We start from the raw sequence: 18,295 nt of genomic DNA, 5'->3' as shown, positions 1-18,295 counted from the left end.
CTTTGACAATTTTCTATGCAGGAGTCCAGTATAGATTAACGAGAGCCGGAAACGTTTCAGGTTCTCTTTAGTATTGGCCTGTACTCATTTTTTAACTCGGATTTTTCTCGCAAAGCTGTGAATTGACCATAAAAAAGGCCGGAAGATCTCCGGCCTTTTTGACTGACTGAAAACGATAGTCAGGAATTACTTCTTGTCAGTGCTGTTTTTGTCATTTTTGGTTTTATCGCTGTCGTCAGCGATATCCAGCAGTCAACTTCGAAGGGATGGCAGCGGAAGCAGCAGTGCTGCGAAAGGAATTTTGACCATCATGGTGCGCAATAGCTACAAATCTCCTTTCCTGACTTTATAAGGCACACTGCCACCATCATCAGGGGAAAGTTTTTGATAGGGTTTAAAACGTTTCAAAAACGTGTTGCTATCCGCCTTTTTTCTGAGTTCTCCGTCCATTTCCTGTTCAAGCAAATTACCAATTGCAAGCAACAGGTATTCACTATGAAAAGCACCCATTAGCTGAAGACCAAAAGGCAGATCTTCATGATTAAAGCCGCAGGGGATGGTTATCCTTGGGCTGCCTGTCAGGTTGGCCAGCGAAGCATTGAATGCCAGAAGATACGTGGTGGCAAAATTCAACTCGCCAGCTGTATTTGTTAGCCAGTGTTTCAATTTGGCTGTAGCAGGCGTTAAGGTCGTAGGCATGGCAATAACATCAACTTTTGAAAATATATTGTTTTCAAAATGACCGACCAGGTCTCTCTGGTTTTGTTTGGCTCGCTGGACTTGTTCATAAGACAGGGCCTTGCCCATCAACAGAGCAACTTGGGTTTCATACGGTATTAAGCCTGAGTCCATAAATTTAAATTTTCTCTCCGCTGCTGCATGCCCAAACAGGATCATATGTGTCGCCCAGAGCCGTTTTCTGAAGTTTTCAGGCATAAATTGCATTCTGACAAAGAGGCTGTCTTTGCGACTTTGGCGTTTTTTAAGTCTGGTTGCCAGTCGGTCAAGACATTCAAATGTCTTCTTTGAAACTTCTTTATCTGCATGTTCAAGCCACTCAGGATCAAGACCTATTTTGAGGGTCTTCAAAACCTCAGCCACCTGAAGGGTGGGATGACGCCCGCTTGAAACCTGATAACCGAGGGCAATATCTTTAAAACGGTCACCAATAAGTCCAATAGCCGTCAGACCCGGCGCTGAGATGTCATAATTTTTGGTGGACAGTTTGTCTGTGGTGGGTTTAAGACCGGGTAAACCATTTAATGAGGCAGGAATGGCTACAGACCCTCCACTATCAGTACCTACTGTTAGCGGTGACAGGCCAAGGGCAACCATCAGGGCACTGCCACTTGATGATCCACCCGGGATATGAGAAGGACTGAATCGATTAGAGATCCTGGGAAATTGAGGATTTTCTCCCGTTGCCCCAAGCCCGAAAATATGTTGATGGGTTAGCCCTAGGATAATAATACCCTCACTCCTTAACAATCTGACCACTTCAGATTCAGTATCTTGATACACCTTTTTAAAAGGCGAACGATAGAACATTTTTCTACGATAAACGCCTGCGGTTGGGTAATACATTGCAACATTGACTTCTGATTTTACGGCAATAGGAATGCCTTCCAGCTCACCGATAATCCGCTGTTTTTTACACTCTTCAATAACACCCCGGTATTCTGAAATACACTTTAGCCATCGCCGATCTGAGAATTCAGCTACTCTCATTGCCAGATCTTTGTCTTGCTCGATCAGCACATCCTTCATGCCTTCTGGCAGCTTTTTTTCGTACCAGAGATAAATATCTTCAACCAGCCTGGATGGGGTTAGTTTTTGTTCTGCAAACAATTGTTGAATGTCATCAATGCCACCGGCACGATCAAAAAGCTCGGATATCCTGGCAGTTGGACTGCCGCGAAAGCCAGTGTCTAAAGAGGAAGCCTCTTCAAAAGGTGGCCGTTCAGGCCTGCCGGGAATACCTGCATTGAGTGCTGATAATTCTGCGTCGGAGAAAAGCACAGGATCTTCTGGGTTTATGTCGCTGATGAACAACTCACTTTTGATGAGCTCAAACTGTTCATTGGTACTCCCATGATCCACTAACCATTGTCGGGCATAGGACAGCCAAAATCCGGAAAGGCTTTTTGAAGAACTCAGCCAGTCAGGATAATAGTCTCTGGTGATATAAGGCTTTTGACCGGTACGATGGTCAATATCAACAAGAACAGGATCGGACAAGACATAGCCATAACTAACGGCCGCCACCAGAAGAAGAGTCAATACAAGAGCTACACCTGAACGCTGCATTGTAGTTCCTCAATAGAGTTTCTTTGACAATTTTCTAAGCAGGAGACCAGTATAGATTAATGGGAGCCGACAACGTTTCAGATTCTCTTTGGTATCGACCTGTACTCATTTTTTAACATAAAAAAAGGCCGGAAGATCTCCGGCCTTTTTGACTGACTGAAAACGATAGTCAGGAATTACTTCTTGTCAGTGCTGTTTTTGTCATTTTTGGTTTTATCGCTGTCGTCAGCGATATCCAGCAGTTCAACTTCGAAGATCAGTGTAGAAGCTGGTGGGATGGACCCTGCAGCCTGATCACCGTACCCCAGTTCAGCTGGAATATACAGCTTGTACTTGGAGCCTTCCGGCATCAATTGCAGACCTTCCTGCCAGCCTTTGATCACGCCGTTAAGAGGGAAGGTAGCTGGCTGGCCGCGCTCAACACTGCTGTCGAAAACGGTGCCATCGATCAGGGTGCCCGTATAGTGAACGGTGACCTGGTCTTCAGGGCCCGGCCTTGCTGCATCTTCTTTACCGGCTTCAATGACTTCGTACTGCAAACCTGAATCAGTGGTTTTCACGCCTTCTCTCTTGGCGTTTTCCTTCAGGAAGTCTTCTCCCTTCTTGCGGTCTTCGTCCAGACGCTCCTGAACCTTTTTCTCAATGATGGGTCGGATACGCTCTTCGTGACCCTGCAGGGCGGTGCGAATCTCTTCATCGTTCAGCTTACTCTCGCCATTCAAGGCTTCCATAAATCCTTTCTTGAGCAGTTCACGGTCAATGGTGATACCCATTTCTTCCTGCTGCTTGAGGGTTTGATCTGCGTAGTTGCCTAGCGAAGCCCCCATTGCGTAGGCGGCTTTCTGCTCAGGGGATTCCAGCTTGACTTCTTCAGTAACGGGTTGGGTGTTTTCCCTACAACCTGCGGCAAGAGCAACTACTGCGGCCAACGTGGTTACTTTGAGAACCTTTTTCACTATTTTTCTCCAATGGGTTGGTCAAAGTCCTGCCAGTCAAGGGCTTAGACCCGGTATAGACAGGGAGAACCCTGCCCTGATGATTAAATATTGAATAATGGCACAGGGATTATAGTAATTGAACTTTTCAGAGCTTTTTTTGTGGGTTCTGACACTCTCTTGACCTTTTCAAACTGGATGTTGACTAAATTAGCGGCTTTATTGGTACATTTGTGCATATTTTTATGGATTCAGCCTGTGTCTTAAAGCTTGTTAACGGGAGAGGGAGCATGAGGATGCAGCCTCGGCAGGCCAAGGGAGATCAATGTAGTCAAGGCAACAAACAGGCAGGATACCCAGAGGCAGACAGTCAGTCCACCCAACTGGAACAGCCATCCTGATAATAGGGTACCCGTCAGTCGACCCATGGCATTGGCCATATAATAGAATCCCACATCCATGGACGCTCCATCCTCCCGGGCATAGCTGACAATCAGGTATGAATGCAGTGAGGAGTTAATAGCGAAGATGGCACCAAACACCAGCAGTCCGGCAATAATAGTCAGCTCAGGGTGCCATTCCAGCTGGATGCCCGAGGCAACAGCTATTGCGGATAATAACAGTGCTGCTGCCCAGACAGTGGCAGCTCTGCGTCCGGGAGGTGAGTCACTTTCATTGCCGGTAATTCGTGGCGCCAGCCCTTGCACAAACCCATAACCCATCACCCAAAGGGCCATAAAGCCACCGGTTTCAGAGTGACTCCATCCAAAGACACCAGAGAGATAGACCGGCAGGGCAATGACAAACCAGACATCCCGGGAGCCAAACAGAAACATTCTGGCTGCTGAGAGGATGTTGATGGCGCGGTTGTCAGAAAATATATGACTAAATTTCGCTTTTGCTCTGGACTTGCCGAAGTCCCGGTTCAGCCAGATCAGACTCATAATCAGAACCAGAGCCAGAACTGTCGCCATGGCAAACAGTGTATTTCTGAAGCCAATCAGTGATAAAAGTGCACCACCCAGAAAGAAGCCAGCGCCTTTCAGAGCATTTTTTGATCCTGTCAGGATAGCGACCCATTGGTACAGCTTACCCTGTTGTTTGCTACTGACCAGTTTTTTGATGGCCGTTTTGGCACTCATTTTATTCAGGTCTTTGGCAATACCTGAAAGGGCCTGGGCAAACATGACCAGTGGCACCGATAACCACTGGGAAGGTACGCTAAGCAACAACAAAGCAAAAATCTGCAGGCCAAGGCCGAAGTTCATCGTGCGGTTCAATCCCAGCCTGGACGCCAGCCAGCCGCCAACCAGGTTGGTTACCACACCGAAGAACTCATAGAACAGAAACAGCATGGCTATTTCCAGAGACTGATAGCCGAGACTGTAAAAATGCAGTACCACCAGCATCCGGAGGGCGCCATCGGTCAGGGTGAAATTCCAGTAATTGAACGTCACCAGCAAGTACTGTCTGAGGTCATACGACAGATTCTTTAACATTATACTTTCCGACCTATCTGCTGCTGTCTGAAGCCTGTGCTTTCAGGCGGATCTTTTCCTGGTTAATAAAGTCCGGCTGGCCGGTTCTTGTTACCGCCAGAATCAGCTTCATCCAGGGTGGAAGATTGGGATTGAGGCGATAGAAAATGTTCTGGGCACGGCGATGGGAGCCCAGCACTTTTAAAGAACGCATCTGTGCCAGATGACGGGAAATCTTGGACTGACTTTCCTGAAGGGCTTCTACCAGATCATTGACGCAGAGTTCATGTTCATCCTCAATCAGCATAAGAATACGCAGTCGTGTATTGTCAGAAAGCAGCTTGAAAAAATCGACCGGATTGGAATCATTTTTGATAACACCGGGGGTATTCAGCTGGAGAAACAGTTTGATGTGTCCTTCCAGAATGTCGGCAGTAGTTTCAAACGGGCTCAGACCTTCCTGTCGTCTGGGGTCTGCAAGATCCCAGTGTAACAGTGCGTCCGATTGAGGGTAGTGAGCACATTCGTTCTTGGCGTTATCACACAGGGTGATAACATAATCAAAATGCTGTTCATCAAGATCCTCCAGGCTCTTGCTTGTCAGGCCATCAGCGGCGATGCCCCGTTTTTTCAGCGTCTGAAAGACTCTGTCATCAATACCCTGGGGCTGGGTTCCGGCACTGAAAACTCTGAAGTCATCATCGGCCATATTGCGAAAGATGGCTTCTGCCAGCTGAGAGCGGGCCGAGTTTCCGGTACAGAGAAACAAGATAGAAAACAGTGGCGTCATCGGTAATAAATGTCCGTCGTATAACACTCGGTTTGGTCGGCTCAGGGCCGGGTTTGAAATTAACTCAGCCTCCTAGCAGCCTGTCGGACTTAAGACTGTCCTACTGCGGTTGCAATAAATTGGTCTAAAAATCTCTGTTTCTTCGTCAAATAGCTCGCTATTCTCCTCAGAAACAGAGTTTTTTATCCTCAATTTCTTGCAATCCTCGCTACGGACGCTTAAGTCCGACAGGCTGCTAGCCCGACTTTTCTGGCCAGTTCAGCCGTTCTGACTGAATAGCCCATCTCATTGTCGTACCAGGCATAGATCTTCACCATTCGATCATTGACCACCATGGTTGAGAGCGCATCGACAATACTGGAGCGGGTATCGCCCAGATAATCGATAGAAACCAGGGGCCTTTCCTCGTAACCGAGAATGCCTTCCAGTTCATTTTCGGCGGCTGACTTCAGCAGACTGTTCACTTCTTCAATACGGGTGTCTTTTGCCACTTCAAACACCATATCGGTCAGAGAAGCGTTGGCCAGAGGCACACGAACAGCATGGCCATTCAGCTTGCCCTTCAATTCCGGAAAGATGTGGGTGATGGCTGTTGCAGAGCCGGTGGTGGTGGGAATCAGTGACATACCGCAGGCTCTGGCACGACGCAGATCCTTGTGCGGAGCATCGAGAATGGTCTGGGTGTTGGTGATGTCGTGAATAGTCGTCATGCTGCCACGAACAATGCCCAGGTTTTCGTGAATAACTTTTACGACAGGTGCCAGGCAGTTGGTGGTGCAGGATGCAGCCGTTACAATTCGGTGTGTTTCCGGATCGAACAGGTGATCGTTAACACCCATAACGGCGTTCAGAACCCCTTCTTCTTTGACAGGAGCGGTTACAATCACTCTCTTGACGCCCTGGTTGAGGTATTTTTGCAGGATTGACGTTTTCTTGTGAACGCCGGTGCCGTCGATAACCACATCGCAGTCTGACCAGTCCAGGTTGTCTATTTCTTTTATCTGACTGCAGGTGATCGTCCTGCCATCAACGTTAATGCGGTTGTCAGTGGCTGAAATATTGCGTGACCAGCGACCCTGAACAGAATCAAACTCCAGCAGGTGCGCCAGGGTTGAGGCACTGCCTGCTACATCGTTGATTCTGACAAACTCCAGCTCTGGCCAGTCAAAAGCTGCACGCAACACCAGACGGCCGATTCGGCCAAAACCATTAATACCTACTTTTACTGCCATGATGACCTCACTACTTCAGGTTGTTTTATGAATTGAAGAACAAGTTTTAATATTTGAATATGCGGATAATCAAATATAAAAAAAAGAGTGTCAAGTATTACGCGTTGATTTCAGTCATTCTACCTGCGGGACTTAAGTTGGGTTTGCATGGCTAAAAAGCTCTTGGTAGCAGATTTCTATGGAGATAGCGGCTATGGATGAAAGGATAGACCCGGTTTTCACTGGTGGCATTCTTGAACTGGTCATCAGGGCTCGCTGGCGTGAAGTCGTGGCCTTGGAGGCTGAGTAATGAGCAATTTGACTAAAAATTCATCAGACTTCTGGCTAAATCCTTTCAAATCCAGTAGATTACGTCGGTTTTACTGGCTATCCCTGCTCAGAGGTTATCGGGTACGGATACAAAATTTACGATCAAATGTGGTGGGCTACCTATGCTTTATGCCGAAGGCAACCGTCTGATGAACCTTGCGGATAAACACAACCGGGGTTTCGAGCGTAAGAAAACAGCCCGGCTGGGTACTGAGAAAAATCCTGCCAGTGTGGTTGTTCAGAATGAAGAGCGTGAGCAGGAGCTGTCGGCCATTTTTGAAGAGAATGGTTGGTTTTACACCATTGAGATAGATGAAGAGAAGCAGGAAGATGTCTCTGATCTGGAGTTACTGAAGAACCTGCCAACCACCAGGGTGGTAGAAAAAACACCGGGTCGCAACGATCCTTGTGTTTGTGGTAGCGGTAAGAAATACAAGAAGTGCTGTGGCCGATCATAATAGCCTGGCACTGTGCTACATAAGAACCTGCCAGACTTTTCAGGCGGCTTTCACTTCAAAAGGCTCTGTTGGTTACCTGGTGGTAGTTCATTTGCCACCGGACTCGACTGTCTCCCACCTTGATTATTGCCCTATCGTTTTGTAACTCTGGCATCTGTGAAGCTGCAAGCATTTATAACGAATGGTGATTCTGGAGTTGATTTATCCTATCCAGCGGATTATCGACTTCGCTGATTTGGACCAGTGCAGACTGTTATTGATTACTGAAGCCCGGAATCTTTAGCGGAGTGAGCTGGCGCTAAGCGGCGCCACCCAGTGTGTTTGATGAAAAACACAAGCACTGTTGGTTGTCATTACCAACATAGTATGAACTTTTATTGCAAATCCGTGTCCAACCTGTCATATCCACTTTTAATGTCGTTTCAAAATAAGGACAAATACAAATTTTAGAGGAGCTGGAAATGACACCAGAAATCAGGCAAATTAATGACAATTCCAAAATTGTCGATTCAATACAGACACACTCAGGGCGATCTCAATCAGAGCCGCCAACCGGAATCGGAATGGGCAGAGACATTAATACATCTGGCCAGTGTGAATCTTTATTTGAGCAAATGCCCTTAGAATTGAAGTATAAAATCATTGACTCTTTGGATCTTCCAACTGCAACCCTTCTAAAACGGACATGCACCAACCTCAAAAATGCTATCAAAGACGGCGGTATTCTGGCAAAAGCCTGGTATGACCGGTTTCCTTCGGCACATCAGGCTCGACTGGAAACAATCGTCAGTGCATTAGATGACAACCAGCTCCAGGATTGGTTGGGACAGTTTACGAATGATGAGGCGCTAATCAAGTCACTTATTGCACGTCGGGAGAGTAATGAATTTGCTGCTATTTTCTATTTCACCATTAGTGAACTGATGTCTAAATGTGAAACATTTAAATTAGCTGAAAAAAGCGAGATTTCTCATGGCGGCCGGGTTGAATCGGCCACCTTCAGCGCCGACTGCCTTCATCTGGTGACCAAGACAGCGTCTAACGGTCATAACACAGCGAAAATCTCTGGTTATGACATCAGTGGATCATGGGATGTAAAAGTAAACATTTTTCATGCTGATTTTATCAATTCAGCCACCTTCAGCCCCGATGGCAATCATTTGGTCACCGCCAGTGATGATGGCTCAGTGAAAATCTATGGTCAGCAGGTTGATGGATCGTGGGAAGCAAAAGTGACCATTGTTCATGGCCGTAAGGTCAAGTCAGCGATCTTCGGCCCCGATGGTACTTTTGTGGTGACCGCCAGCGGTGATCGCTCGGCGAAAATCTATGGCCAGGATGCCAATGGATTTTGGGTGCTAAAAGCCAGCCTTTCCCATGAAGGTTCGGTCCAGTCTGCCTCCTTCAGTACTAATGGACGCTATGTGATAACCACTGGCAATGATAATAAGTTGAGAATCCATTGTCAGGAGGACGATGGGTCATGGCTGCAGACAGACACTATTGCCCATGACATTGACTGTCATGTCTTCTCAGCCACCTTAAGCCCCGATGGCACTCATGTGGTGACCGTCGGTCAAATGTATGCAAACAGTATGGATCCATACCCCTACCCCTCCGTCTGTGATGACATGGTGAAAATCTATAGCCAGAACGCCGATGGATCGTGGAAAGAAAAGGCGGACATTCGCCATAATCGTTTGGTCAATTCAGCTAGCTTCAGCCCCGATGGCAGCCATGTGGTGACTGCCAGTGAAGATGGTTCGGCGGAAATCTATGGCCAGAAAGCCGATGGATCATGGGCACGAAAAGCCAGCATTCGCCATCAGAGATCGGTGATATCAGCCACTTTCAGCGCCGATGGCCGCCATGTGGTGACTGCCAGCCGCGACAAAATGGTGAAAATCTATGGTTTGAATGCCGATGGAGTCTGGGAAGAAAAAGCGTCCATTGCTCATGACGACGAGGTCAATTCAGCCATCTTCAGCGCTGATGGTCGCCATGTGGTAACCGCGAGTAAAGATGGAACGGCGAAAATCATTGGTCAGGAGATCGATGGGTCATGGGTAGAGAAAGCCTCCATTTCGCATCAGGATGCAGTCAACTCAGCAGCCTTCACTAACGATGGTCGCTATGTGGTAACCGCCAGTGATGATCAGATGGTGAAAATCACTGAAATAAGGATGGGTAATTGATTTTTTGTTATCACCTCTTGTGGTTGTTTAATTTCATAATAGGGTTTTGTATTCCCCACGCAGGAACCCTCAGGGTCTGAAAGCGTGGGAACCAGAGTTTACAGGTTGGTCTACTCTGAAGGCTGCATATCCTTTGGAGGGTATGGTGTGAATTTCAGGAAATTTCTGGTGGTTCTGTCAGTTATTCTCGGCATTTTTTCTGGGAGTAAATGTTTTTCATGGTGGTTATGTGGTGATTATATGGTACCCAATTTTCCCGTTTTGGCCATTCCTGGTCACGAGGCTTTCATGCAAGATCTCATGGCGGCTGCCCATGAAGTCCTGAATCGTGATCCAGACGACGATGATTCTATAACTGACACGCTACCTGTCGTGCCGAAAGATGTTCTTCCCTATATTCCTTCCGACAGACAGCAAAATGCTGCACCCAAAAAACTGGACGAGTGCACCATTACCTTTCCTGAGGTGCCTGAGGATTCCCCTTTTCTGGTTGGTGTTCGGGAGAAAGATGCAAAGGCAGCAGCGAGGGCCCCAGAGGCAAAGGCCCCTGAGAGTTCAACAGAATGCAATCTGTCGGTTGAGCTTGCTGCACGTCAGGAAGAAAAAAAACAGCTGACCGACGCCATTATCGAATTACGACTTGAGTGTCTTAAAATCAGCCGCAAATGGGAAACTTACGTCCCCCGGGTGGATATCGATTCGGAAGCCGCCCGGGACGTAATTAACTACGCCATGGCTATGCGTCGCGGTACCGTAAAAAAGTCAACAGTCGCATACCATAGTGCGCAACTGAACAAGCAGGTGGATACTGTAAATGCACAGTCTGCAGGGGATCATCGCAGTCAGGCTGTCAATCGCCAGCCTGAGGCTGGCCCTACACCCAAATCACTCAGTAACGTCAGTATTTGCGCGGAATTAATGAAGACATTGGAGTTGGCAAAAGATGCTGCAGCTATTTATGATCCAGACAGAAGGTCACTTGAGGATGATGTCAAACTGCAAGAAACCATCAAAATCTATGAAACTTATCAAAAAGTAAAGGGGCAGTTAGTCGACTTACAGGCAGCCCTGCAGGGGATTGATGATATTTCGTAACTAAATGATTGCGACGATTTTATCAAAGTCACTGGTCCAGAAGAACGTGCATTTCTTCTATCTGTTTGCTGCAGCGGATGTTTGAGGGGGTAGAAGCCGGGTCAGGGCAATTCTCATCATAACCGGGATTAGGAGTTCGGGCGGGTGAAGCGATCATACAGTTCATCCAGATCAACCCAAAGAATGCTATTTCTTTCATTGCCTCAATCTTGCCCCGGAAAGTCTTAGGCCAGAAGCTTAAGGCATCAAAGATATCTGGCGTGCCAAGGCTTATCTCAATGCAATTACTGAACAATTCAAGCACAAATTCCCAAAAGCTGAATTCGCTACGATGGATGTTGATGTACAGGCTGTGTTTATAGGCTTCAAGGGAGTTCCAAACCATGCCGAGCATCATCATCGGAAAGGCATAGACACTGTTTGATAGCTGATAAGTGTTCCATATTTTCTGGTAGATCATGCCATGGAAGAAAATTTCAACCAGGTTGCCACCCCCATTGTACAGGGCATAAGTAGCGAGTTCTGATAAAGACTCTGGATGTAGATAGATATCATCTTTGATGGGCACGATAGGGTAGTCGGGGATTTCATAGACATGGTTGCTGTAGGTAGCTATTTTCAACAGTGTCTGACAGTCAGGGAGCAGGTTTTTCCCAGAGCTGTTAAAGGTCAATGAGGGAAATGAGTAACATGCGTATTCCAGTGTGTTGGGAGGCACAAAAACAGTTTTCTCGAAGATCCAACGCTCCTTATTTGAAAGGATGGTATGGCATACCAGGTGCCTGGGAAAATAAAAGGGGTCAACCTGATGACGATCCCTCATAGCTTTATGACAGCTTTCATGGGTTTTACTCATCTGAACACCGTCGTCCGCATGTGTCGCCATATGAAAATAAAAGCCGAGTAACGCAATGAGCTTAACAGTGCTAAGCATTTTAATTTTCAGTGAGCTGACTTTTGAAAGCAATTTATTGCAGCCCGGGCATCTTGCAGGATTATGGGAAGAATTCATCGGTGACTTTTCCTTTCTAAAGGATCAGATCTTCAGCGAAGCGTAGACCTTTTTGATAAATTGTAAAAAAGAATGGTTTTTGCACAATGGAGTTTTGCGACACCCGCTAAGTTCATCTCAATGAAAAAAAACATTTCTGTTTCTGTTGCCAGAGACCTTCTGGAAAAGCTCAGACCTGCAGCAGGTCATCCTGTTTCAGTCAGACATTCCGGGTAAAGTTTTTTGTTACGTGGGAATCTATTGATCCAGAAGAACGTGCATTTCTTCTATCTGTTTGATGCAGGGGGCGTTTTCGGGGGCAGAAGCCAGGGTCGGGCAGTACTCATGGTAAGCATTGTCCAGGGAGTATGAAATCCAGGAAGTTGCAGTGACATAGCAGTTCAGCCAGGTGAGTCCAAAAAATACCAGCTCTTTCATTAAATAGATGTCGTCCGGGAAATCTTTCGTTAAATAGATATCGTTCCGGAAAGTTGGTAATAATTTTAATGCCTTAATGACTTCTGGTGCTTCAAGCTCTATTTCAATGGGCATGCTGATCATTTCAAAAACGGTTTCCCAGGTGGTGAATTCATGTTCGCGATGAGTGTTAATGGCATGCAGGCCGTGTTTATAGATTGCAAGGGAGTTCCAGACTACGCCGAGCATCATCAGTCGAAAAGCGATGGAATTGTCAGAGAGTTGATAATTTTGCCATATATCCCAGTAGATCATGCCATGGAAGAAGACAGCAGCCAGATTGCCACCGTTGTACAGGACAGAGGTAATGAGTTCTGACAGGGTCTGCGTGGGATGCAGATAGATATCGTCTTTGATGAGTACGATTGGGTAGGGGTAGTCGGGTATTTTGACGGCTCGGCTGGGGGGGACGGTTTTATTTGATATTGCCTGACAATCAGATAACTGGGCTTTCTCAGAGGTATTTCTGGCGGGTGGGCTACAGGTGTATTCCAGTCTGTTGGGAGGCACGAATGCGGTCTTCTTGATAAAGATATCCTTTTCAGTGTAAAGGACGCTTTTGCATCTCAGACGTTTGGGGAAATAAAAGGGGTCGAAATGATGACGGTCCCGCATGGCTTTATGACAGTTTTCATGGATTTTACTCATCTGAACCCCGTCATCCGCTTGCACTGACATGTGAAAACAAAAACTGAACAGAGCCATGAGCTGGATAGTGCCGAGGTGTCTGATTATCAGTGCGCTGACTTTTAAGAACTGTTTATTGCAGCCCGGGCATCCTGCAAGCCTTTGGTAAGGAGTCATTGGTGCCTCTTACTATCAGAAGAATAAAGTAGACGAATAAGACATGCAGGAAAGCTTAGACTTTTTTCAGAAATCAGGCATTGAGCATAGCAGCACCACGTACACCCCCGGCATCACCGAATTCTGCCTTACGAATCTCCGGCAGTTGTCCGATGTTCAGAGTGTATTTTGGCAGCAGAGGAGGAACCAGTTCGTAGAGTTCATCAAAGTTTGACAGGCCGCCACCCAGAACAATGACACCGGGGTCCAGAATATTGATCATGGCACCCAGTCCCGAAGCGAGCAGTTCACAATAAATCTCAACAGCTCGTTCTGCCCGGGCATCATGATGGCGGAATAGTTGTACTATGTCTTTGCCTGACCGGGACTCGGAGGCGACATGCTTATATGCCAGCTCCAGACCTCTGCCTGACAAGTAGTTATCCAGACAGCCGTGCATGCCACAGCCACACTTGACGATGGGGAAGTTTTCGCCAGCCAGTTTGAAAACATGGTAGGGCAGTGGTGTGTGTCCCCATTCGCCTGCCAGGTTGTTTCTACCATCATGAATATTGCCGTTGATATAGAGACCGCCACCGCAACCGGTTCCGAGAATCACACCAAAAACCGTAGGGATTTTATCGCCTGCTCCGCCAATGGCTTCCGACAGGGCAAAGCAGTTGGCATCATTTTCAATTTTGATGGGGCGATCCAGAAGTAATTCAAGATCAACTTGCAGATTCTGGTTGTTGGTACAGGGCACATTAGCGCACTGAGCCTTGCCGGTATCAGGATTAACAAATCCGGGAATACCAATACCTACACTACCTCGTGTGTTTAATTCACGATCGGTTTCTAATACCAGCCCCCGTATGGCTTTTTTAAAGGCATCGTAGGAGTCGGTCGGTGTGGGTAAGCGTTTGCTCACGAGTTTGTTATGCTCATGATCAAAAACGGCCAGCTCCATTTTAGTGCCACCGATATCCAACCCATACAGCATGGCTCACTCCTGAATCTGTTTGATGGCTGCGATAGAAAACAAACCTGCACAGGCTACGGCTTGAGCGGACACCGGTTGGTTTCATAGGCCGGGTCCTTTCAGATATGGGTTTGTTCCGGAAAAAATATTGCGGCAAAAATTCTGCAGTGCTTTATAACATTAATTCTCAGTTGAGTTTAATGATTTAAAGCAGTTCAAGCATAAAAAAAGCCAACCCCGCAGGAAGTTGGCTTTTTTTATGCCCAGCGAAGCGGGCAAACCCGTCAGGCTGAAACAAGCCTGAACCGCCGGGACTGAGAGGGGAAGGCAATCCGAATGACAAGGGCGTTGCTGGCCAACGGGATGGTCTGAAGGAAGCCATTAGAGGGGCCTTGAATTCAGTAAATTGCCAATCGAAGGTGAAACTTTTTCATTGTTGTATGGTCAAACACTTATCTATCACTTTCCAGAGGCGTGCGCCCGGATAAAAATTGAGGATTTTTTCTAGTGGGACCAATTTCGCATATCTCCACGTTCCGTGAAGACTGGCGCTACAACGAGCGTGATAATGTTTCTGTATCCCGGGGTCGCAATGCTTCTGAGTTATTCTGGCGTCATGGTTCCGGGCATCAGACCTTTACTACCAGGGAGGCCAGTAACAGCCTCATCGAGCATTCAACTGTTGACCATATAGGTTGTTGCCTGGTCTCTTTTGATTCAGGAAAACGAAAAGTTGCTCAGCTTAACCCTGGCACCCGGCTGCTGTTCCTTCATCAACTGCCTCATGAATCTTTCCTGGGCCCGGAAAAAATCAAGGAACTGTCCACCATGGATATTATCGTGCTCCATGGTTTTTCAGAACTCCGTGATGCGCAAGCCTTTGAGCGCCATCTGAGAGTGTTCTCTTTCTTTAACGAAGATGGCATCTGCCTATTGGACAAGTTCCCAAGATGGCCCTCGGCAGACCAGATGGCTAGTTATGGTTACGTATTTACCGACGTTAAGGTCCACGAGGGCAAAGTTTGCGTTGATATGGAGTCAATCTGGCAAAGTGATTTGCGAACTAACTTTGCCGTAGACGCTATGACAAAGCAGGATTCTGAAAATACAACGATAGAAGATATATATTCAGATTCCTGTAAAGCTGCGAATGTTGATGAACAGCAATATCTTGCTGAGCTCGATGCTGCTCGCAGGCAACCGATTCTGAAACTGAGCCGCAGAGACTGGCAGAATAATGAGATATCGACGCCTGTTCTGGCCTGGCGCTCAGTGGTACAAACTGAAGATGCCTGTTTGCCCGAATTGCAGATGATCACGCCAGCCAGGTCTGATATTCTAACCAGGTGCAATCCTCCGGGTTTCCCTATTCCTGCCCACACCTGGCCAACAGGCCCGGCTGATGGTTACGACTCATCCTCTACTGACCCTGTTTTCTGGTCGAGAGGAACGCCGTTTTTGTCACAAAGGCAACCAATCAAATCGTACCCGTCGGCCTATCCCCTTTCTCAGGTAAGGGCTTTGCATGTGGCCAGGTCTGGTGCTGATTCTTTTTCTGCCACTCTGAAATTTGCCGGGTCAGTGTTAAGGCACCTGATTTCACGGCGCTGACACTTCCCGCCCTATCGAGGCTGTCGCAAAACTAGCGAGCAAAGCTGAAACTAGGCAAAAAGTGGCGAAAAAGTGTCGTTTAAAGCGAGTAAATGAGCATTTCGAGCCACTTTTTAACCCAGTATTTGCAGGAGGGCTGAGGCGAGAGCCTTACCCTACCTGATAATCAAGCGACGGCCGTTTTACTGGATTTTTGGGTCCAGCTCACCCTTACCGTAACGAATAAACATGCTTTCCAGACTGGTGTTGCCAATCTTTGAACCCTGACCTGCAGCGCCGAACGCTTCATAACGCTGAATACAGATATCTTTCATGGCTTTGGTGGCCACTGCGAAATATTTTCGTGGGTCAAATTCGGAAGGGTTTTCTGCCATGAAGCGGCGAATAGCGCCCGTAGACGCCAGACGCAGGTCGGTATCAATGTTGACCTTGCGAACGCCGTGACGAATACCTTCCTGAATCTGTTCCACCGGTACACCGTATGTTTCAGGGATTTGGCCACCGTTTTCGTTGATGACTTTCAGCCATTCCTGGGGAACAGAAGAGGAGCCGTGCATCACCAGGTGGGTGTTCGGGATGCGCTGGTGGATTTCACGAATACGGTCGATCGCCAGAATATCGCCTGTCGGTGGACGAGTGAATTTGTAGGCGCCGTGGCTGGTACCGCAGGCAATGGCCAGGGCATCCACATGAGTGGCTTTTACAAATTCTGCCGCTTCATCCGGGTCTGTCAGCAGCTGATCGTGTGACAGGGTGCCTTCTGCGCCGACGCCGTCTTCTTCACCGGCCTGTCCGGTTTCCAGAGAGCCCAGGCAACCCAGTTCGCCTTCTACAGAAACACCACAGGCGTGTGCCATTTCTACTGTGCGACGCGTTACATCAACGTTGTAATCGTAGGAAGACGGTGTTTTGCCATCATCTTTCAGTGAGCCATCCATCATCACGGAGGTGAAGCCAAGCTGGATGGAACGCTGGCATACAGCGGGGCTGGTACCGTGATCCTGATGCATAACGACTGGAATATGGGGGAACTCTTCAGTGGCGGCCAGAATCAGGTGTCTCAGGAAAGGGGCACCTGCGTATTTACGGGCGCCTGCAGAAGCCTGGACGATGACCGGGGAGTCAGTCTCGTCGGCAGCCTCCATAATGGCGCGCATCTGTTCCAGGTTGTTGACATTAAACGCGGGGACACCGTAGTTGTTTTCTGCGGCGTGGTCGAGCATCTCACGCAAGCTGATCAGGGCCATTGCCTGCTCCTGCTAATCAAGGGGTGATTGAATTCGGTGGCTATTATCCCTGTTTCTTGGGAGTGGTGCAAAACATGAACGGCTTCGGGTATCTGAATACTAGTTCAGATAAGAAAGAGGTGGGCAAATAATAAGCCCGTTAGTCTGAACTACCGGGCTGATAAGTACTCAGCCATACGGAATCGAATATTTCTGGCTTATTGGGCAGGTGCTCTGCAAGGCGCAACGACGGGAACATAGCAAGCTATGTGACCAGAGTTGCAACGCATCACGACTGCATGGATGCAGGAGCTAGAGCAACGCAGGAGCAGTTGCCGCGAGTGCCTGAACAAGAAGTCAGAAAATATGATTTCGTATGGTTGAGTACTTAAATCAGGCTTTGCCTTCGGAGCCGAACTCACGGATTTTACCCATGACGGTTTCAATGATGGCTTCTTTACCCGGGCCAATGACCTTACGTGGGTCGTAAACTTCAGCGTCGTTGGCCAGGACCTTGCGAACCATGTTAGTCCAGGTGATCTGGTTTTCTGTGTTTACGTTGATCTTGGCGGTGCCACGGCTGATGGCATTCTGGATATCGGCAGTCGGTATGCCTGTGCCGCCATGCAGAACCAGTGGCACCCCCGTCAGCTCTTTAACCTGCAACATTTCTTCGAAGCCCAGATTTGGCAGGCCTTTGTATGGGCCGTGAACAGAGCCCAGAGCAGGGGCCAGACAATCTACGCCAGTGCGTTCAACCAGCTCTTTACATTCCTGTGGATCAGCGTAGATGCAGCTATCTGCAACAACGTCGTCTTCCTGACCACCAACAACACCCAATTCCGCTTCAACGGATACGCCAAGAGCGTGAGCATACTCAACCACGGTTTTGGTCATGGCAACATTCTCTTCGAATGGGCCGTGAGAGCCGTCGATCATCACGGAAGAGAAACCGGCTTCGATGGCTTCTTTGCATTTTTCAATGCTGGAACCGTGATCCAGATGAATAGCAACTGGTACAGTAATTTTCATGCTCTCGATCAGGGCATTGACCATCGCGGTAATCACCTTGAAGCCACCCATATAACGAGCCGCGCCTTCAGATACACCAAGAATAACGGGAGACCGGGTTTTCTGGGCGGCAGTCAGTATAGCCTGAGTCCACTCCAGATTATTGATATTGAACTGGCCAATTGCGTACTTGCCTTCCAGAGCTTTTTCCAGCATTTCGGTCATGGATACCAGTGCCATAAAGGTTTCCTCGGTCAGTGGTCGGGAGAGCTGAGTCTGAATCAGTTTGAGTATCAGTCAACGATGAAGCTTGATAACACTTTCATACTGAGCCGAACAAACTGAATTGTTTATGCTGTGATGCAAATTAATCCAGAGGCCGGAAACTTGGCTTGCCTGAAGTCTAACAAAAAAACTT

Annotated in this window: 14 protein-coding genes; 4 read left to right on the top strand and 10 right to left on the bottom strand. The window is 47.8% G+C overall.

Going from position 1 to position 18,295, the window contains the following annotated elements; genetic code table 11:
- Positions 1–324: 324 nt before the first annotated feature.
- From ACOMG9_RS17430 to ACOMG9_RS17410, 5 genes are all read right to left on the bottom strand, one after another.
- Positions 325–2,307: an amidase gene (locus tag ACOMG9_RS17430; RefSeq protein WP_448217831.1), complete on the bottom strand. Its 1,983-nt coding sequence runs from the start codon at positions 2,305–2,307 to the stop codon at positions 325–327.
- Positions 2,308–2,483: 176 nt separating this feature from the next.
- Complete coding sequence (gene fkpA / locus ACOMG9_RS17425; protein WP_448217830.1) at positions 2,484–3,263, bottom strand: FKBP-type peptidyl-prolyl cis-trans isomerase; 780 nt, start codon at positions 3,261–3,263, stop codon at positions 2,484–2,486.
- Positions 3,264–3,505: 242 nt separating this feature from the next.
- Positions 3,506–4,741: an organoarsenical effux MFS transporter ArsJ gene (gene arsJ, locus ACOMG9_RS17420; protein WP_448217829.1), complete on the bottom strand. Its 1,236-nt coding sequence runs from the start codon at positions 4,739–4,741 to the stop codon at positions 3,506–3,508.
- A gap of 13 nt (positions 4,742–4,754) precedes the next feature.
- Positions 4,755–5,510: a metalloregulator ArsR/SmtB family transcription factor gene (locus ACOMG9_RS17415; protein WP_494529170.1), complete on the bottom strand. Its 756-nt coding sequence runs from the start codon at positions 5,508–5,510 to the stop codon at positions 4,755–4,757.
- Positions 5,511–5,728: 218 nt separating this feature from the next.
- The gene (locus tag ACOMG9_RS17410; RefSeq protein ID WP_494529169.1) at positions 5,729–6,742 is read right to left on the bottom strand and encodes an ArsJ-associated glyceraldehyde-3-phosphate dehydrogenase; all 1,014 of its coding nucleotides are present in this window, start codon (positions 6,740–6,742) and stop codon (positions 5,729–5,731) included.
- A 431-nt stretch (positions 6,743–7,173) separates the two neighbouring features.
- Between ACOMG9_RS17410 and ACOMG9_RS17405 the strand changes: the two genes are divergently transcribed.
- The 3 genes from ACOMG9_RS17405 (at position 7,174) to ACOMG9_RS17395 (ending at position 10,799) form a co-directional block, all read left to right on the top strand.
- Positions 7,174–7,509: a PBPRA1643 family SWIM/SEC-C metal-binding motif protein gene (locus ACOMG9_RS17405; RefSeq protein ID WP_422134705.1), complete on the top strand. Its 336-nt coding sequence runs from the start codon at positions 7,174–7,176 to the stop codon at positions 7,507–7,509.
- Positions 7,510–7,970: 461 nt separating this feature from the next.
- The gene (locus ACOMG9_RS17400; RefSeq protein ID WP_494529168.1) at positions 7,971–9,704 is read left to right on the top strand and encodes a WD40 repeat domain-containing protein; all 1,734 of its coding nucleotides are present in this window, start codon (positions 7,971–7,973) and stop codon (positions 9,702–9,704) included.
- A 240-nt stretch (positions 9,705–9,944) separates the two neighbouring features.
- Complete coding sequence (locus ACOMG9_RS17395) at positions 9,945–10,799, top strand: hypothetical protein (protein ID WP_448217825.1); 855 nt, start codon at positions 9,945–9,947, stop codon at positions 10,797–10,799.
- A gap of 28 nt (positions 10,800–10,827) precedes the next feature.
- Here ACOMG9_RS17395 and ACOMG9_RS17390 read toward each other — a convergent pair whose 3' ends face one another.
- From ACOMG9_RS17390 to nagK, 3 genes are all read right to left on the bottom strand, one after another.
- Entirely contained in the window at positions 10,828–11,733 is a 906-nt protein-coding gene (locus ACOMG9_RS17390) for a hypothetical protein (protein WP_494529167.1), read from the bottom strand.
- A 315-nt stretch (positions 11,734–12,048) separates the two neighbouring features.
- Entirely contained in the window at positions 12,049–12,915 is an 867-nt protein-coding gene (locus tag ACOMG9_RS17385; RefSeq protein ID WP_448217823.1) for a hypothetical protein, read from the bottom strand.
- A gap of 229 nt (positions 12,916–13,144) precedes the next feature.
- Positions 13,145–14,050 (bottom strand): N-acetylglucosamine kinase, encoded by a 906-nt coding sequence (nagK, locus tag ACOMG9_RS17380; protein ID WP_494529166.1) that lies wholly within the window; start codon positions 14,048–14,050, stop codon positions 13,145–13,147.
- A 486-nt stretch (positions 14,051–14,536) separates the two neighbouring features.
- On the opposite strand from nagK, the gene ACOMG9_RS17375 reads away from it, so the two are divergent.
- Positions 14,537–15,640 (top strand): hypothetical protein, encoded by a 1,104-nt coding sequence (locus ACOMG9_RS17375; RefSeq protein ID WP_494529165.1) that lies wholly within the window; start codon positions 14,537–14,539, stop codon positions 15,638–15,640.
- Positions 15,641–15,822: 182 nt separating this feature from the next.
- Here the strand turns inward: ACOMG9_RS17375 and fba (ACOMG9_RS17370) are convergent, their stop codons facing one another.
- A complete protein-coding gene (gene fba, locus ACOMG9_RS17370; RefSeq protein ID WP_422134699.1) occupies positions 15,823–16,887 on the bottom strand; it encodes a class II fructose-bisphosphate aldolase in 1,065 nt (354 codons plus the stop codon).
- Between the two features lie 372 nt (positions 16,888–17,259).
- On the bottom strand, positions 17,260–18,117 hold the full coding sequence (gene fba, locus ACOMG9_RS17365; RefSeq protein WP_494529164.1) for a class II fructose-1,6-bisphosphate aldolase: 858 nt from the start codon (positions 18,115–18,117) through the stop codon (positions 17,260–17,262).
- Positions 18,118–18,295: the final 178 nt, after the last annotated feature.

The sequence above is a fragment of the Endozoicomonas sp. PH6C genome, from assembly GCF_059322965.1.
The sequence above is the reverse complement of the archived record's forward strand: the minus strand, read 5'-3'. Positions and strand labels throughout refer to the sequence as shown.

What these genes read in the sequence shown, in the direction of transcription:
- ACOMG9_RS17430 (WP_448217831.1), bottom strand. Translation starts at nt 2,307, where the DNA reads ATGCAGCGTTCAGGTGTAGCTCTTGTATTGACTCTTCTTCTGGTGGCG.
- arsJ (WP_448217829.1), bottom strand. Translation starts at nt 4,741, where the DNA reads ATGTTAAAGAATCTGTCGTATGACCTCAGACAGTACTTGCTGGTGACG.
- ACOMG9_RS17415 (WP_494529170.1), bottom strand. Translation starts at nt 5,510, where the DNA reads ATGACGCCACTGTTTTCTATCTTGTTTCTCTGTACCGGAAACTCGGCC.
- ACOMG9_RS17410 (WP_494529169.1), bottom strand. Translation starts at nt 6,742, where the DNA reads ATGGCAGTAAAAGTAGGTATTAATGGTTTTGGCCGAATCGGCCGTCTG.
- ACOMG9_RS17405 (WP_422134705.1), top strand. Translation starts at nt 7,174, where the DNA reads ATGCTTTATGCCGAAGGCAACCGTCTGATGAACCTTGCGGATAAACAC.
- ACOMG9_RS17400 (WP_494529168.1), top strand. Translation starts at nt 7,971, where the DNA reads ATGACACCAGAAATCAGGCAAATTAATGACAATTCCAAAATTGTCGAT.
- ACOMG9_RS17395 (WP_448217825.1), top strand. Translation starts at nt 9,945, where the DNA reads ATGGTACCCAATTTTCCCGTTTTGGCCATTCCTGGTCACGAGGCTTTC.
- ACOMG9_RS17390 (WP_494529167.1), bottom strand. Translation starts at nt 11,733, where the DNA reads ATGCTTAGCACTGTTAAGCTCATTGCGTTACTCGGCTTTTATTTTCAT.
- ACOMG9_RS17385 (WP_448217823.1), bottom strand. Translation starts at nt 12,915, where the DNA reads ATGAGTAAAATCCATGAAAACTGTCATAAAGCCATGCGGGACCGTCAT.
- nagK (WP_494529166.1), bottom strand. Translation starts at nt 14,050, where the DNA reads ATGCTGTATGGGTTGGATATCGGTGGCACTAAAATGGAGCTGGCCGTT.
- fba (WP_422134699.1), bottom strand. Translation starts at nt 16,887, where the DNA reads ATGGCCCTGATCAGCTTGCGTGAGATGCTCGACCACGCCGCAGAAAAC.
- fba (WP_494529164.1), bottom strand. Translation starts at nt 18,117, where the DNA reads ATGGCACTGGTATCCATGACCGAAATGCTGGAAAAAGCTCTGGAAGGC.